Genomic DNA, 17424 nt, shown 5'->3' on the forward strand with positions numbered 1-17424 from the left:
TTAGCTCTTTCTCTTTGCAGCCCAATCCTCCACAATTTCCGTAAATTCACCTAGGTGTTCTTCAAATATCCGTTTTCGATGTCCGTTTGCTCCGGATGGATGTGGAAAGCCAAATAAATACGTATGCTGAGAAAACGAAGATTCACGCGAAAGCTTTCTTAAAACATTCTCAACAGCTTTTCCTAGTGGAACAATTAAGCATGGATTCTTTATTTCGTTCAATTCATGCGGGAATACCTTAAAAGCATAGTGTGAAAGAAGCGCTGAGCGTTCAATTGGCGGCTGATGACCCGTATAGTTTTTTCCTTTATAAAAGACGGGATATTTCAGTACAGACGTTGTATGCAGTAAATCTCTCTGTGAAGCAAATAGCTCAGCGGCACTGTTAATACCCATGGCTTTTGCAATTCCGCATTGATCTAACATGTCTATTAAATTGACTCTCATCGTCCCGCTAAAGCTAGCGGTTTTTTTTGTTTCGTACAGCACTTGTTCAACCTGGTAATGAGCCAGGCTGGAAATGCATTGCTGAAAAGCTGTTTTCATTTGAAACCAGCCGGGTGTGATGCCGGCAATAACAATATGAGCGTCTGGATTTATGTAGTCGTTATGAGGCGAGTAGTACATGCTTAATTCATGTTCTTGCCCGATTAAAAAGTCTTTTTGCAACAGCTGTTCTTTCGTAAAATTTATGTTATGCAATTGTTGAATGGCAGGCAGACATTGTTGGAAATAAGAATGTTGGCTAATCATAGGCTCTCTCTTTCCTTATCAGTATTTCTTCTTTTATTTTCCCCAACAAACCGTTTTATATCAAATATGAACAAATTCTTATGAAAATTAATATTTACTAAAAGTTTACTCAAGTTTTAGTGCGGTGTGATAAAAACAAAGTAGTAATAGCAGTGATTTTGTCATTTTAAAGGCGGAACTAACAAAATAAATGAGAATTTTGGAGAATTTTTTAATAAATTTACTGAAATTTTAAAAATTTTTATTGAAAGCGTTTTATTAGTGTGCTATTCTTCCAATATAAGAGATAAATATTTAGTAAAAATAGAAGATTATAATAGAGAGGTAAAAAGATGGCAACTTTAAAAGATATAGCGGCGTACGCTAATGTTTCCAGTTCAACTGTATCAAGAGTACTAAATAATGATCATACGCTTTCTGTATCTGAGGTTACCCGTGAACGTATTCTGCATGCAGCCAAGGAGCTGCAATATACGCCTGTGAAGATACGAAAAGGAACGGCAAACGGAAAAGACCTCGAAGCTCCAAGAATAGGTATTATTTTTGCTCAGTCCCTTGAAGAAGAGCTAGTAGACCCTTTTTTCTCCTCTATTCGCCATGGAATAGAAAGTGAATGCTCAGAAAAAGAAATTTTTACAGTAAAGTCATTTAGGCTAAAAGGCATGAAGCAAGAAGAGCTGCTGCAGGATCTTGATGGAGTGATTGTAGTGGGAAGAGTTAGTCCAGAAACGGTTCAAGAAGTGAGCGATCATTTAGATACTATTGTTTTTATTAATCACAAAGCGGATGAGGATTTGTACGATTCGGTCATGATTGATTTTGAGAAAGCTACTAAACACGCATTAAATCATTTATTTGGCCTCGGTTATAAAAAAATTGGCTATATCGGAGGGACAGAAAGAGAACATTATATAAATGGAAGCTCTATTATTGAAGATCAGCGTCAAACGGTTTTTGAACGCGTTATGCATGAAAAAGGCCTGCTCGATTCTGAGAAAGTTTATATAGGAGAGTACTCAATGACTGAAGGGTATGAGCTAATGGGACAAGCGATTAAGCAAGGAAATCTTCCTGAGGCATTTTTTATCGCAAGTGATGCAATGGCGATAGGAGCAATGCGTGCCCTACAGCAATCAAATATAAAGGTTCCTGAAGACGTAGCGATTGTAAGCTTTGATGATGTGGATATCGCAGCATTTGCGAGCACGCCGCTCACCACGGTTAAAGTATATACTGAAGAAATGGGAAGGCAGGCTGTTAAAATGCTAGTAGATCGGTTAAGCGGCAGATCCGTTCCTTTAAAAGTCATGGTGCCGACTAAATTAATTTATCGTGAAAGCTGCGGAGCCTTACTCAAAAAACAGTAGCCTAAAAGTTATAACTTGAAAGGGGGTGATAGAAAAGAAGAATTCATACATAAAGAGTGATAAGGGGGAAGAAGAATAGAAAAAAACATAGAAAAAGCAGGTTAAAAAGCCCTAGAAACTACATACTTATTGGCAGATAAGTATGTAAATGAAAAAGCTTTTTCATCTCTAGGACTCTTTGAACCTTTGTAAAAGTATAGGATTAAATTATAAGTGACTTTATTTCGTTGTGCAATGAATTTGTCTACGTATAAATGACTGAATATTCAGTTATTTGTGTCTTGATAGAGTATAAGGAGGAAAGAAGATAAATGAAAAAGCTTACGTATCTTTTCGTTCTATTACTAGTCTTTTCTGTTGTGGCAGCAGGCTGCGGAAATAAAGAAGCGGCAACAGGCGAAAATGGGAAAACAACGTTAACGCTTTTTTCTACGATGAGTAATAAAGGCGAGAGAAAAGCGCTTCAAAACGCGATTGCAGAATTTGAAAAACAAAATCCAGATATTAAAATTGATGCGAATTTTCCTGGTAACGGCTATGAAGATATGCTTCGTGTGAAAATGGGTGCAAATGATATGCCCGATTTATTTGATACGCACGGCTGGTCTCAGCTTCGCTACGGGGAGTATGTAGCAGATTTAAAAGATATGGATTGGGTTCAGCATTTAGATCCGGCACTGAATCAAATTTTGAAAGATAAAAGCGGCAAAGTGTATGCGTATCCTTTAAATCAAGCAAAAGACGGAATTAGCTATAATGCGACGTTATTAGAAAAGTACGGAATAAAGCCTCCTAACACAATGGATGAATTTATAACAGCGTTAGAAACAGTAAAGAAGAAAAGTAAAGGAGAAGTAGCGCCTTTATGGATTCCAGGAGGAGAAAACGGCAATATTGCTCAAGTGTTTGATCAGCTGGCTACACCTCAGCTTATTACAGCAAAAAATAAGAACTATGCTAAGCAGTTAGAAAAAGGAACATTTAATTGGTCAAACTACACGCCGCTAGCGGAAACAATGGCAGAAATGAAGAAAAAAGGGCTGTTGAATGAAGATGTATTAACCGCAAAAGTATCTCAAGCAACGGAATTAATGGCTCAAAATAAAATTGCTTTTACATTTGTTGGAGGATCTCTTGGACCTGATGCAACAGAATTAAATCCTGAAGTAAAAGTAGGAACGGTACCGGTGCCTGCTATTCATAAAGGCGGTACGCAAAGCTGGATTGGCGGAGAGCGCTTTACCCTTGCTGCTTGGAAAGATTCTAAGCACCTTAAAGAAGCGAAGAAATTTATTGAATTTGTGTCACAGCCGGAAGTTGCTAAAAAGATTGCCGAAGGAACGTCTTCAGCATCGGCTCTGACAAACAATAAAACACAAAACTACTACTCTGCATACTACGATAAGTATAGCGATATCAAAGTTGAGCCATACTTCGACCGAAAGTATTTACCGAGCGGCATGTGGGCAGTGATGTCTTCTTCAGGTCAAGAATTGCTAGCCGGAAGTTTAACACCAAAGCAATTATCAAAAGAGATGGAAAAAGAGTACAAGCGTCTCAGTAAACAATAAAATAGTGTGCAAAATTTCCTTGTTCGCCGAGAAGCAGGGAGATAGGCTTCTGCTTCTTTTCAACACAAGCTGAAATAGGAGTGAACACGATGAATGAATTAGTCAGGAAAGAGCCGGTTTCCGTAGTAAGAGATACGGAAAAACGAAAGAAAAAATTAAAAACAGAATCCTCTTTATGGTGGATGTACCTTCCCGGCTTAGTAATTATCACCGTTTTTATTATCTATCCTTTTATTAACGGAATTAGACTTTCCTTTACTAATTGGAATGGATTTTCACAAACGTACGATTGGATTGGACTTCAGCAGTATAAACGTTTGCTTGCAGATCCAACGACTTGGCTTGTGATAAAAAACACGCTGCTCTACGGAATAGGCAGTACTATTTTTCAAAATATGATTGGCTTGTTATATGCTTTGCTTCTGAATCAAAGCATTAAAATGAAAGCTGTAACAAGAACAATTGTCTATCTTCCGGTTATTATCAGCCCAATTATTATGGGATATATCTGGTACTTCTTTTTTGCCTACCAAGGAGGCGCTTTCAATGACCTTCTTGTATTTTTAGGCTTTGAGAAGATTAATGCTTTGGGAACTCCGGAGCTTAACTCTTGGATTATCGTGTTCGTCAATACGTATCAATTCGTTGGAATTGCGATGATTATTTATTTAGCGGGGCTGCAAAGTATTTCAAAAGATTACTACGAGGCAGCACAGCTTGACGGAGCATCTGCTCTTCAGCAGTTTAAAAATATCACCCTTCCATTGCTTATGCCTTCTATTACAATTAACGTCGTTTTAAATATTATCGGGGGGTTAAAACTGTTTGACGTAATTGTTGCGCTGACAGGAGGAGGACCTGGAGATGCATCACAGTCGATGTCTACTTTTATGTATGACTTATATTTCAGAAGACAAGACGCCGGCTATGCAGCAACTCAAGGTGTGTGCATGGCGCTCATTATTTTAGTCATTAGCTTATCAGCACTTGTGTACTTTAAACGAAAGGAGACAGAAGCGTGATGGACTATACAAATAAACGGAAAAAACGATTTTTTACCTTTCTAGCTCTTTGTATAACGCTCGTTCATATTGTCCCTTTTTATATTCTTGTTACGACTTCTTTAAAAGCAACCGGGGATTTTAGTTCCAAATGGGTATTTCCAAAAAGCATACACCTTGAAAATTTCACAGCGGCTTGGGAGCAAGCGAACTTAGGAAACTCTTTTGTTAATACATTTATCATTACATTCGTTTCGGCGATTCTGCTTATTTTTTTAGGATCAATGGCTGCGTATCCTTTAGCGCGCCGACAAACGAAATTAAATAAGTACGTCTATTTTATCTTTATTGCCGTGATGGTAATACCGCCTTTAACAGCGCTAGTTCCGCTGTACAAAATGGTTGTGAATATGGGAATGATGAACACGTACCAAATTGCCATTTTAAATAATGTCGCAGCATTTTTGCCGCTAACGATCTTTTTGTATGCGGGCTTCATTCGCTCCACTATTTCTAAAGAGCTCGAGGAAGCAGCAAGAATTGACGGTGCCGGTACGTTAACGATTTTCTTTAAAATCGTATTTCCACTGCTAAAGCCTGTTACTGCATCCATTCTAATTATTGCCAGCGTCTATATTTGGAACGACTATCAGTTTGCAATATTCTTCCTTCAAGATAAGGAAATGCATACATTAACCGTTACGTTAGCAAGCTTTTTTGCCGAAAATCAAAATAATCTTAGCTTAGTAGGAGCAGCTGCAATTATTGCGATGCTTCCAATGACTATTTTGTTTTTAGTGCTACAAAAATACTTTATTGCAGGGCTTTCATCAGGATCTGTAAAAGGATAAAACCAATACGAGGAAGGAAGATGACGATGTCTAAAATCACATTTATCGGAGCGGGAAGTACAGTTTTTGCAAAAAATATTTTAGGAGACTGCATGTTTGTGCCTGCTTTAGCTGGCTTTGAATTTGCGCTATACGATATAGATGCTGAGCGTTTAAGAGATTCGGAAAATATGCTAAACAATTTAAAAGAAAACTATAAAGTGAATATTACGGTTAAAGCCTATTTAAACCGAAGAGAAGCTTTAACAGGAGCAAAGTATGTGATTAACGCGATTCAAGTAGGCGGATACAAGCCAAGCACCGTCATTGATTTTGAAATTCCTAAAAAATACGGCTTGCGTCAGACGATTGGAGATACAGTAGGAATTGGAGGAATCTTCAGATCACTGCGCACGATTCCAGTGCTGTTTGATTTTGCAAAAGACATTGAAGAAGTATGTCCAGATGCGCTGTTTTTAAATTACACCAATCCAATGGCAACACTAACGGGTGCAATGCTGCGCTATACCAATGTAAAGACGGTAGGCCTTTGTCACAGTGTTCAAGTATGTACAAAAGATTTATTTGATTCTCTCGGAATGGATCATGAAGGAATACAAGAGAAAATTGCAGGCATTAACCATATGGCATGGCTGCTAGAAGTAAAAAGAGATGGACAAGACTTATACCCAGAAATCAAGCGTCTAGCAAAAGAAAAGCAAAAGACAAAGCATCACGATATGGTGCGTTTTGAGCTAATGGATAAGTTCGGTTACTATATTACCGAATCGTCTGAGCATAACGCAGAGTATCATCCATACTTTATTAAACATAAATATCCAAATCTTGTTGATCAGTTTAACATTCCTCTTGATGAATATCCGCGTCGATGCGAAGAGCAAATAAGCAATTGGGAATCAATGAGAGAAGAAATGGTCAACAACAGTCAGCTAACTCATACGCGTTCACATGAGTACGGCTCTAGAATCATTGAAGCGATAGAGACAAACGTGCCGTTTAAATTTGCCGGTAACGTATTAAATACCGGAGGCTTAATTAGTAACCTGCCGACAAAAGCGTGTGTAGAAGTTCCTTGTGTCATAGACCGCAGCGGTATTATGCCGACTTATGTAGGAGACTTACCTGAGCAGCTTGCGGCGTTAAATCGCACGAATATTAATACTCAATTATTAACAATTGAAGCAGCTGTCACTAGAAAAAGAGAGCACATCTATCAAGCTGCGATGCTAGATCCTCATACAAATGCGGAATTATCCATGAATGACATCATTCGTATGTGCGATGATTTAATTGAAGCTCACGGTGAGTGGCTGCCTGATTTTACAGGTAAAGTGAACCAATACGTGTAATAAAAGAATCCTCGGCTGTGATCGGCTGAGGATTTTTTGTGCTTAGGAAAAGGAGGGAATATCATCCAAATGGATATTGACATTTAAAACACTTCATCATACACTGTAAGAAGCAAGTCATTTCATACTAAGAAAGGAAAGGTACCGTAGACAATGGATAAGTAATCCTATTTTTTTAGACATTCTTTTAAAACTTTATTTTAAATGAACATTTGTCTAGATAGGATTAGTCTGTACATTTTTAGGTGCCATTTCTATATGTCTTATATGAATTGATTTCTCCCTTTTTTTACTCTATAAAAGGGTGCATATTTGCGTATGCCTAATTATGACCTCTAATCCTCTCTAGAAATCCTAGGGAGGTTTTTTTATGTTATTGTTAGAAGCTATAAATATTGAAAAAAGCTATGGAGACCGCTTGCTGTTTCAAGCAGAGAAGCTTCAAGTACATCGCGGAGAGCGAATTGGAATTGTTGGAAAAAATGGAGAAGGCAAATCGACTTTGCTTCATATTTTAATGAAAAAAATGAGTCCGGATCAAGGAATTGTGCAAACGTATGGCCGTTCCTCACTGATTCCGCAGCTTGACGTTCAACCTACAGGAGCTGTATCTCCCGAGATGAAAAGTCAGTGGAACGTGCCAAATGAAGCGAACTTTCTTAGCGGAGGAGAAGAAACCAGAAAGAAAATTGCTGCTGCTCTTTCATCGGGCGCGGAACTACTTGCAGCCGATGAGCCAACGAGCCACTTAGATATAAAAGGCGTAGAGAAATTTGAAGAAGAAATGAAGGCTTTTACAGGCAGTTTGCTGCTGATTTCACATGATCGAGAATTATTAAACCGCCTCTGTACGTCTATTTGGGAAGTAGAAGACGGCAAAGTTCACTGCTATGAAGGCAATTATCAAGAGTATGTGACGCAAAAAAAACATGCAGTTGAAAGACAGCAGTTTGAGTATGAGCAGTATGTAAAAGAAAAGCAGAGGCTTGAACTGGCGTCTGAAGAAAAAAGCCAAAAATCAAAGTCGCTTAAAAAAGCGCCGAGCCGTATGGGGAACTCTGAAGCGAGACTTCATAAACGAGCGGTCGGAAAACAAAAAGCCAAGCTAGATAGAAGCGCAAAAGCGATTGAAACAAGAATTGAAAAGCTAGAGAAAAAAGAAAAGCCAAAAGAAATGGAAGAAATTCATTTTGATTTATCTCAATTTCACCAAGTACACAGCAAGCAGGTACTAAGCTTTGACAAAGTCTCGGCATCAGCGGGTGACCATATCTTGTTTCAAAACCTAAAAGGCGGTGTGAAGCCAGGCGCGAAAGTAGCGATTGTCGGTCAAAACGGCGCCGGAAAATCTACGCTGCTGAATATGATTGAGCAGCAAACAGAAGGCATCACGGTTGCGAAGCCTGTAAAACTTGGCTTTTTCCATCAGCGTCTTGAAAATCTAGATCCCGCTAAAAACATTTTAGAAAACATTAAAGAAGACAGCCCGTACACCGAGCAGTTTATTCGGACGGTACTATCGCGCTTACTTTTTAAACGTGAAGACGTGTATAAAAAAGTAGAGATGCTAAGCGGAGGAGAACGAGTGAAAACGGCATTAGCAAAAGTCTTTTTAGGAAACTACAACGTTCTTCTTTTAGATGAACCGACCAACTATCTTGATCTTCATACAAAAGAAGCACTTCAAGAAGTGTTAAAAGCTTATCCAGGGACGATTTTATTTGTGACGCACGACCGTTACTTTGTTAAAAAGCTTGCGACGCATGTTTTGACGTTAAAACAGTCTAAAGCAGAGCTCGCGGCGATTGAAGATACGGGTAAAAGCAAAAAAGCGTCACAGCAGCAAAATGAAGCCGAGAAACTTGCGCTTCAACTAGAATTAACAAAAGTAATTAGCGAGCTTTCTATCACGCCAGAAGGAAAAGAAAAGCAGCGGCTTGAAAAAAGATATGAAGAGCTGTTAGAAAAAAGAAAACGATTAAATAGAAAGAAAGGATAATATCACTTCGCCTAATAATGAATACGATGACGTTACTGAACATCAAAAGCGTATTGAAGGAAAAATAACGGATAGTAAAAGGAACGCCCAAAAGAATAAAATGGATTGGCTATGGAATCATTATTTTCTTTGTGATCCTTATTCTAACAATGATCATCGGCGTATTTATCAATTAAAACAAAAAACAGCCGCTTCAATGTTGAAGCGGCTGTTTTTTTATTTATCTACTTTTGTAACGATCGCATCTCCGCTTTTTCCAACTCGTACAGTAGCAAAACGAGCTTCGCTTTCCACTTTGCTGCCGGTTCCTTCTGGAATAAAGTAATGCTCAATTCCGTACTGAATTCCCCATTCGTGATACGTCCCCGTAATGACAACGTCTTTCTTTTTAGAAGGATACGGCTTATTCCAGTCATCATCCGCTTGATAGATTTTTGCGTATTCATACACGCCTTGTTTGTTAGGGCGAAGAACGAGCTTCACTTTTTCACCGTCTTTTACATGAGGTAATGTAACGTGCGCAATGTCGTAATTCAGCTCAACGTAATCGCCTTGCAGCAGCGAGCGCGGATCGATCGGCTGTAAAGCGAGCTTAATTTCTTTTCCGTTTTGAAGAAGCACTTCGTTTTTGGTGAAAATGCCGCCAAGAATAATGAGCTGAGCGAGAACGATGATCCATACAGCGGTTCGGCTGCGGTCAAGAAACGAAGGCTGCGGCTGATCAGGCGTTGACAGGTCCCATTTCCTGCTTAGGAAAAGAAAGATAAGACCTAAAATAACAAGCACAAGTGATTTATTAAATAAATCCCACACAAAGTCGTAATATTTCATCGCTAAAAAAACAAACCAGAAAATCATGCCGACAATAAAATCATATTTTGGCTCTTTTCGTACCGTCACAAATAAAAAGACAGTCGAAATCACAAAAAACACCGTGCAGTAAATGATATTTAAAAAAGAAGGTTCGCTTAATTCAGTCAGCGACAGTAAAAAGATAAAAGCAAGAAGCAGCGCTGCTTTTTTAAACGCGTGGTGTACGTTTATCGCGTATACAGCGGCATTTAATAGAAACAAAGCGAGCAGCACATAATCTATTTTGATAGTGTCATAGTAAGTAGTCGGAACCTTTATTAACAGAAGCCCTTGCACTAGCACAAAAAGCAGCAGGCGAACGGGCGTATGTTTCGTGAATACTAAAAGCGCTACAAGTGCGATGACGTAGATAAAAAACAGAATGTCGTTCACAAAAAAAGAAGCGCCGCCGCTAATTAATACGCCCATCATTAAAAGCGTATATTTTACCGTTGGAATATCTGCTTTAATCAAATAACATGCCACAATCAGCAAAACGCCAATCACAAGCATTCCGTTTGTTGGGTATGTTCCTGTAATAAGTGTGATGAGACCTCCTAAAGAGCTGCTGCCGATCACCGATGCAATGGCCGTAATCCCAATCACCGCTATTCGTTTGATTACGCGGAGCGAGGTTTTTTGTGCTGAAGTGTTAGCAGTGAGCCATTTGACAAACCATACGCTTGCACCAATAAATAAAATCACGAATCCTAAAGCTAAGAACAGTGACCATTCAGCGTAGTGTTTAAAAATAAAAGAGAAAAACTGTTCAATAACAAATAAAGCAAATGCCACAATGGAAATCCCTAAAAACGACCTTTGCGGCTCCACTTTTGAAAAATAAAAAAAGGAGCTTAGTAAAAACAGCAAATAAAAAATAATAAGACCAATTCGTAAGCTAGAGCTGCCTGTAAAATCCGGCAGGGAAACAGTTAAAAAAATGTAGTGAAACAAACAAAACGCCGCATACATGATCACAGGAGACGATCGCTGTTTCTTTTTTATGATCCAAAAGATGAGTAAGTTCACAAACGCCATTCCTGCGTAAAGTAAAAGCGTCTCGTGTTCGCCTCGCTGTGAAACTGCGCCTGTTGGTGAAATAAAAAAAGCCATGGTGAATTGAAATAAAACAAACGATAACACGTAAAACGGCTGATACTTTGTAAAAAAGCTAAACAAAATAACCGGCACAAGCCAAATTAAAAACAGCCAGTACGATTCAGCGTGCGTGTTGTAAATTTGAGAAAGAAGCGCGATGCTTAATCCAAATGAAAGAGCGCCGGCCAAAAGCGTCCAGTGACTTAAAAACGCCTGCTGAGGAAGCAGCTTTCGCACCGCAAACGCACTTCCGTAAAACAGCAGCATCAGCCCCACGCTCAGCGCAATTTTAAGGTAGCGGTCAAAGCCTTGCCAGTTCGATGCAAAGAAATATAAAATGCCGGACAAAACAAGAGCCAACCCCAGTAAATAACCGAGTCTTACGAGCTTTTCTCTCATACTCAACCTCCTCTTTATATTATGTATATACTAGCGCATGTTTAAATATTTGGAAATAGAAAGAATGAATGCGTTTTAACAAAAAAAATGTGTAAAAAGGCCTTTTAGTGGCGTGGAAATAACAAGCGAAGTAGTCCAAAAATCTTGATAAATTGTCAATGGTAAGATAGTTTTGGTTATTTTATCCTGAAGAGTGGGTATTGAACTAAAAACCTACATTATTCCCAAAAAATATAAGAAAACGTGCCGATGTGCTCTCTTTCTTTATTTGATAAGCTATAAAAGGGAATTACTGTTAGAAGAACCAAGAGATAGATATAAAGGAAGTGTCATCATATGAATGAGATGTTTGTTGCTCATCTGTATACCCAAGTGAAGCAGGCACATGAAGATATCCAGCAGCTTACGGCTAGTAAAAACACGTTAACGGAAGTCAAAGGAGAGCTTGAACGTGCAAAGGAAAAGGTAAAAGAACCAGAGCTCACTTCCGCCACTTGGTCAGGCAGCCTTGCTGTTGGATTTGAAGACATCCGGACCGCTATGTTAGACGAATACGATGATTTGCTGACCCGTCAGCTGACAGATGCCCTTACGACAATTGATGCAAAAATTACGGCGCTTCAATCGGATATACAAGGGATGGAACGCGCCATTAAAATGCAAGAAGACGAAGCAAAAGATAAGGTGTGATGCAGTATGGCAGACGAAATTAAAGTAATAGATGGTGAAATTAATAGAACGCTTAGTGACCTAAGCGCTGCTGCGCAGCAGTTTCAGCCGCTTTTTCCGTTTCACGTAGGAAGCGGACAAGAACTAGCGGTGCTCGATGAATTAAACCAGCTGAACCAGCAGCTGCAAACGTTAATTGTGGACTACAAGCAAACGCTCCTCGATGATTTGAACGCCACCAAAAAATCCGTGCAGTCCATAAAAGAAGCAGATGAAAAAGCTGCAAACGCTGCTAAATAATGTTCATATTTCATATAAAGCTATCAAAAACAACCTTTCAACCAGCATAGATTTGGCATTCAAATAAAAAGGTTTTATCTAGCGGATGATGCAAGCCTTATAAAGAGGAGCGTCCGCTTAGGTTTAGAAAAACGACGGGCCATTGTTCGTTAACCGTTCGTTGTTTTTCTACATCGATACAGCTAGGAGGTTACAGGTTATTGAAAACACTTGATGTCGATGCTTTTCACGAAAATATTCAAGCTATCTTAGACTCTATTAAAAGTCAAAAAGAACAAATTCAGGGCCTGATTTCACAGGTTCAGGCATTTTCAAGCTTAGATGATGCGTTTAAAGGAAAAGGAGGAGAAGCGATTCGGTCTTTTTACAAAACGGGACATGCTTCTTTTTTAACGCTGTATCATTCATTACTCACTTCCTATGAAGCTCGACTAACTCAAATCACACATGCGCTGCGCTCATTTGAACCGAGCGAAGACGGCTACATTACGCAGCCGTTTCTACAAGACACTATTCCTGCGTATTTAAATCAAACAAGAAATACAACCGTTTCGCTTGTCGATCAAGCGAATGCAGCGATTCAAAAAGTCAGTCACCTTGCTTCTGTTTCAGCGCTTAACGATCAAGGTTTTTTAACAGAAGTAGAACAAGCAAAACACAAAGCGGACAAAACGATGAACGATTTAGTCCGTTTTGACGAACAGCAAACGCAAAGCCTTTCAGCCATTCAAGATCAGCTGACGTCTTTAAACTCGCTGCTTTCTAAAGTGAAAGCTGGGTTTCAAAATGGTTCCATTCAGCCGGGCAATGTAAGTGAGCTGAGTGCGTTGGCGAAAAAAGCGATGACCCATTCAGGAGGCGTCTCGGTTTTTGAAAAAGGCATTCAAACAACCTTGACAAGAAAAGAAAAACAAGAGAAAGTGATAAAGGAAGTAGGCCTTGAAAAACTGATTCAGCTTCAGGCGATGACGCCTGCTGAACAGTTAAAAGAAATTCACAAGCTTGAAAAAAACTCGCCTTACATAAGAGAAGTGCTAACGCAAATTCAGCAGGATACAGCACCTGCTAACATGAAAAAACTAGCGGAACTGTCACCTGCAGAGCAAGCAGTGGAACTTGAAAAAAGCCCATACCTGCAGGCGCTCAACGATTCTTCAACTGTGGGCATGCTAGCGTCTCAACAGGTTCTTCAAAACGCTACGGGCGTTGAGGGAATGCTTATGCAGTCGGTGGTGCGTCAGGGCCAGGTTAGGAGTGTTGGGACTAAAAAAACAGCTGAATCCTTTGACTTTACAGAAATCTGTGAAAATCCTAAAGCTAAAAAAGAAGAAACCGGTATAAAAGCTGTAGTCAAGGACGTAGGAGAAGGTGCTATAACTTTAGCAAAAGGCACAGTTACGGGTACTAAAGGCGTAGCACAAGACATTTGGGCCGGTATGGGAGAGAGAGCAGATAAACGGTACAACTCCTTGCATGACTTTGGAAACTATATAACGATGGGCGGATTTGATGGCGCTGTTTCCTTCAAAGAGGGGTTGAATGAACGAGGAGAAAAATCGTTTGATTCACCGTATGACTTTGTCAATCACGCAACGATGGGACTCTTAGATGTAGGGCAGCAGGCACTTAATCCGGACAAACCTCTTTCAAAAGAGCACTGGGAAAACAGCATGTTTCTGTTTGCGAGTGTCATTGGAGGAGCGAAACCCGCAGGAGCGGTAAAATCCGTTCCAAAAGTAACAAACGTTCCGCGTGTACCTGCATATAAAGCAACCAAAACATTAAGCGATATGCGAAATGTCGTCAGCCCAAAAGTAGCAAGCAATTGGTCGAAGAAGGTGTATGAACCTGTTCAGAAGCAGCTTCAACCTTTACTAGATGCTGAGATACCGACTTTACGTCCTCAACCTCAACTGGTAGGGATAGGAGAGGCGTTACCTGGAAAGACCTTTGGTGAAGCGTTACATGGGTTAACGACGTATAAGATTGGACGTGTTTCAAAAGGGCAGTCGAATGCGTTGGAGAAAGTGGAAAAGCCTGGTGGTAAGGCGAATGTTGAAGGGGCTTATGATCAGGAGGCTGTTGCTTGGGGTACGGGTAAAAATTCAGAAATAGTGAAGTTTACAGAGGAACAATTATCTACTAAACCCCTATATTCTAGAGATCCTGAAAAATGGCAGAAAAAAGGTGGGAAAATCGAAATTGGCGAGGAAGGAATATGGACTTATATTGATTGGGATATTCCTCCAAATCAAGTTTCTTATCCTGGAGGTTTTCCGGACTTTAAATCTGCTGGGTTGGTAAGACAAGAAGTTCCGATAGGTGAATTTAATAGATATGACATTGATTTTGCTAAGGCTGATGAATTAGCTCCAAATGGACCGAAATTAGATGAAAACACGTGGCACCATCATCAAGATTTAACAACAATGCAAGAAGTTAATAAAGAGATGCACAGAAGATTTCGACATATGGGTGGAATGTCATTAGCTAAGAAGTTAAAAGATTAAATGGGAGTGAAATAAATGAATTTAAATGCTTTTGGTAAAGCAACTGAAGAATCGATTGAAGAATTAGAAGAGTTTTTGGGATTTTTACTTCCGGAAGATTATAAAAAATTTTTAAGTGAATATAATGGGGGGACTTCGAAAGTTAGGTATAGTAAATTTTTTGTTAAAGAATTAAATCAGGAAATCCCTTTAGATGTCTTGTATGGTATAGGTGTAAAAAGAACTTTTGATTTAAGTGAATGCTATGAAGAGTTTGAAGAAGATATGTTACCGAATAGTTTAATAATAGGAGATGATCCAGGTTCAGGATTAATTGTACTTATTACAGATACTGAAAACCATGGTGTATATTATTGGGATCACTCTTTTTATTTTCCGCAGTCTAGTGAAGAAGAAAATACGTATAAAATAGCTGATAGCTTTAAGGGTTTTATTAATGGATTGAAGAATCCTTAGTTACCAAATTTTATATGTTGTAATTAATAATTTAAGAGATTAAGCAAATATACGAAATGGATTACAGTGACTTTATAAATGCTAAAACTATAATTTACACAGGAGAACGCCAAAAAATGTGGTTTGTAGTCAAAGATAACAAATATATGTGGGTGAGTAGAAAATAAAGTGTATTTGCAGTCGAAAGAAAAAGAGTAGACTATTAAAAAGTGCATACTCCATGATGGTTGTACCATCATGGAGTATGATGTGCAATGATAGAATAGAAAAAGAAGTACGAGATTAGGCGAGATGACGTTTTACTGGGTGATGAATATAAACAAACACATAGAATGGGCATGAAATTAATGAACTCGTACAAACTAGTAAGTTTTGATGTAATACTGTTACTATAACACTTACAAATTTAATGATGCTTAAAAACAGATGAACTTAAAGCACTTGATTGTCTTCTAGACAATAGGTGCTTATTTGCTTTTATTTAATAAACTCGTCCGGTTTACAAATGTAGGGTGTGCAAAATCTGCAGGTGCCATAAAATCTGTTTCAAAAGTAACAGAAGTTCCGGGCATATATACACCTAAAACGACCAAAATATGAAGTGATAGGTATAATATCGTCAGTGAAAAAGTGGTAATAAATTGGTCGGAAAAGGTGTATGAAACGTTTCAAAAGCAGATCAAACACTAGTATACCGAAGCCGGTAAGACCTAAAGCAAGTAGAGTGAAACCTGACACTCGAAAAAAACCTTCTGCTAATAAAAAACAGAAGGAAAAAAATTATCAAATGCGCAATTAAATAAACTGGTAAAAGACCACTTTGTAAAAGAAACCGCGAGGACTAGAACCTTTACATCAGAGACTATGCCCGGAAGTAAAGCCTTTGCAAAATGGTTTAATGAATTGAGCGTAGATGAATTTGAATTAGCTTGGTCTACTCCAAAATTAAGGACTATTATTGAGAGTAGAATTCGTTATCCTGGTGGGTACCATGAATGGCACTTAGTATCACGAGCGCCAATTTTTAAGCGGTGGGGTGTAACGGCTGAAGATATAGCAGAAATGAGAACGTTAACGAAAGATGTTGAATTTGTTAATCCGGTAGGAAGACATGGGTTTGATGGTTCTGGCAAAGCTCATAGAGAGCTTCTCAATTTAATTGATTACTCACTTAACTACGATACATTTAAAAGAAAATTAAGAAATTGGGCACATTATAGGTTAAAAGGTGGAATTGATTCATTGCCAGAAGGACTTAGGTAAATAGAAAAGGGGGATTATGATGGAAAACCCAGGAGCTGTTTCTCTTTGGTTTGGAAATTGTAGTGATGAGGATTTGTTAAGCAAGTATGTAGAAATAAAATATGATGATGAGGGAGATAGAATCCCTTCGAGCTTCATGAATGATTTTCAAATAAATTTCCTTGAGTACAATCAAGACTTATTAGAATGTACCTACAATGAATATCCTACATCTTCTTTGTCCGAATTACTAAAGAATGCTTCGTATTCTGATTCACTTATAAGTGAACTTGAAGACTTTTATGGTGAAAGCTTAGAAGAACCGTACAATATTGTGATTCGGTTGTATGATTTTGAATATGAAGAACTTGTTGAGGAAGCAAAACTTGATGGTAGGAAGCTTAAATATATGGGTTCTGTTATTTATGAAGATTAGAGTTTGAATTAAAGAACCTAAGTATATTTATTAATATATTATCTGAAGAAAAAAGCACTTCTTGTCTAATGACAAAAGGTGCTTTTTTGCATGTATTATAATTTGTTTGACGAAGTAAACGTGGTTGTGTGAAATAGCAAACTCATGATGAGTGTACCCTCATGGAGTGCTTTATACAATGATAAAATAGAAAAAGAAGTACGTTCTTAGGGGATATAGTATATTACTAGGCTATTAGGAGGTTTTTCATGTTAATAGACAAACAGCCAGTCATTCAAGATTTTTTTTCTTAGATGAAGAGTGATCGATTTAATGTACTAGAGTGTTTGTCTAATAGAGAGCCGTGGTAAAATCATATGATGGAATATGAACTTCCAGAGTATTCCGAAGGGATTGAATTTAAGGGGAGAATCATAATATTTATTAACATAGTAGCACATAACGAAATCATCATGCACAGTTCAGATTTTTATGGTTATTTGAAAGAAACGTGTGTGGAATTTGTTGATGAAAATCGAGAAGGGAAAGTCCAAGTGTATTTACTGATAGGCAAGAGAAGAAAGGCTGTTTT

General features: G+C 38.5%; 14 protein-coding genes. 12 read left to right on the forward strand and 2 right to left on the reverse strand.

Features of this window, described 5'->3' with window-relative positions:
• Nucleotides 1-753: a uracil-DNA glycosylase family protein gene (locus LAV82_RS15990; protein WP_499716450.1), complete on the reverse strand. Its 753-nt coding sequence runs from the start codon at nucleotides 751-753 to the stop codon at nucleotides 1-3.
• Nucleotides 754-1085: 332 nt separating this feature from the next.
• On the opposite strand from LAV82_RS15990, the gene LAV82_RS15995 reads away from it, so the two are divergent.
• From LAV82_RS15995 to abc-f, 6 genes are all read left to right on the forward strand, one after another.
• Entirely contained in the window at nucleotides 1086-2120 is a 1035-nt protein-coding gene (locus LAV82_RS15995) for a LacI family DNA-binding transcriptional regulator (RefSeq protein ID WP_013057454.1), read from the forward strand.
• Between the two features lie 311 nt (nucleotides 2121-2431).
• On the forward strand, nucleotides 2432-3691 hold the full coding sequence (locus LAV82_RS16000; protein ID WP_499716451.1) for an ABC transporter substrate-binding protein: 1260 nt from the start codon (nucleotides 2432-2434) through the stop codon (nucleotides 3689-3691).
• Nucleotides 3692-3780: 89 nt separating this feature from the next.
• Complete coding sequence (locus LAV82_RS16005; protein WP_211079040.1) at nucleotides 3781-4713, forward strand: carbohydrate ABC transporter permease; 933 nt, start codon at nucleotides 3781-3783, stop codon at nucleotides 4711-4713.
• The gene (locus LAV82_RS16010; RefSeq protein ID WP_014459693.1) at nucleotides 4713-5543 is read left to right on the forward strand and encodes a carbohydrate ABC transporter permease; all 831 of its coding nucleotides are present in this window, start codon (nucleotides 4713-4715) and stop codon (nucleotides 5541-5543) included. Before LAV82_RS16005 ends, LAV82_RS16010 begins: the two co-directional genes overlap by 1 nt.
• Before the next feature lie 26 nt (nucleotides 5544-5569).
• Nucleotides 5570-6892, forward strand: coding sequence for an alpha-glucosidase/alpha-galactosidase (locus LAV82_RS16015; RefSeq protein WP_499716452.1), 1323 nt, complete (start codon nucleotides 5570-5572; stop codon nucleotides 6890-6892).
• Nucleotides 6893-7262: 370 nt separating this feature from the next.
• A complete protein-coding gene (gene abc-f, locus LAV82_RS16020) occupies nucleotides 7263-8891 on the forward strand; it encodes a ribosomal protection-like ABC-F family protein (protein ID WP_211079038.1) in 1629 nt (542 codons plus the stop codon).
• 216 nt (nucleotides 8892-9107) lie between these two features.
• Here abc-f and LAV82_RS16025 read toward each other — a convergent pair whose 3' ends face one another.
• Nucleotides 9108-11240 carry a GDYXXLXY domain-containing protein gene (locus LAV82_RS16025; protein ID WP_499716453.1) on the reverse strand — a complete coding sequence of 711 codons (2133 nt, stop codon included), beginning with the start codon at nucleotides 11238-11240 and terminating at the stop codon, nucleotides 9108-9110.
• A gap of 336 nt (nucleotides 11241-11576) precedes the next feature.
• On the opposite strand from LAV82_RS16025, the gene LAV82_RS16030 reads away from it, so the two are divergent.
• The 6 genes from LAV82_RS16030 to LAV82_RS16055 all read left to right on the forward strand — a co-directional run bounded on the left by LAV82_RS16030 (nucleotide 11577) and on the right by LAV82_RS16055 (nucleotide 16853).
• Nucleotides 11577-11930, forward strand: a complete 354-nt coding sequence (locus LAV82_RS16030) for a YwqH-like family protein (protein WP_043983084.1) — start codon at nucleotides 11577-11579, stop codon at nucleotides 11928-11930.
• A gap of 6 nt (nucleotides 11931-11936) precedes the next feature.
• Nucleotides 11937-12209: a DUF5344 family protein gene (locus LAV82_RS16035; RefSeq protein WP_016764504.1), complete on the forward strand. Its 273-nt coding sequence runs from the start codon at nucleotides 11937-11939 to the stop codon at nucleotides 12207-12209.
• A gap of 200 nt (nucleotides 12210-12409) precedes the next feature.
• Nucleotides 12410-14719 carry a T7SS effector LXG polymorphic toxin gene (locus LAV82_RS16040; protein ID WP_499716454.1) on the forward strand — a complete coding sequence of 770 codons (2310 nt, stop codon included), beginning with the start codon at nucleotides 12410-12412 and terminating at the stop codon, nucleotides 14717-14719.
• 15 nt (nucleotides 14720-14734) lie between these two features.
• The gene (locus tag LAV82_RS16045) at nucleotides 14735-15175 is read left to right on the forward strand and encodes an SMI1/KNR4 family protein (protein WP_013057446.1); all 441 of its coding nucleotides are present in this window, start codon (nucleotides 14735-14737) and stop codon (nucleotides 15173-15175) included.
• 864 nt (nucleotides 15176-16039) lie between these two features.
• Nucleotides 16040-16438 (forward strand): hypothetical protein, encoded by a 399-nt coding sequence (locus LAV82_RS16050; protein WP_477741379.1) that lies wholly within the window; start codon nucleotides 16040-16042, stop codon nucleotides 16436-16438.
• Between the two features lie 19 nt (nucleotides 16439-16457).
• Entirely contained in the window at nucleotides 16458-16853 is a 396-nt protein-coding gene (locus LAV82_RS16055) for an immunity 22 family protein (protein WP_033579301.1), read from the forward strand.
• The last annotated feature ends 571 nt before the right edge of the window (nucleotides 16854-17424 follow it).

The organism is Bacillus sp. ILBB4 (genome assembly GCF_035064545.1).
Taxonomy (GTDB): Bacteria; Bacillota; Bacilli; order Bacillales; family Bacillaceae_H; genus Priestia.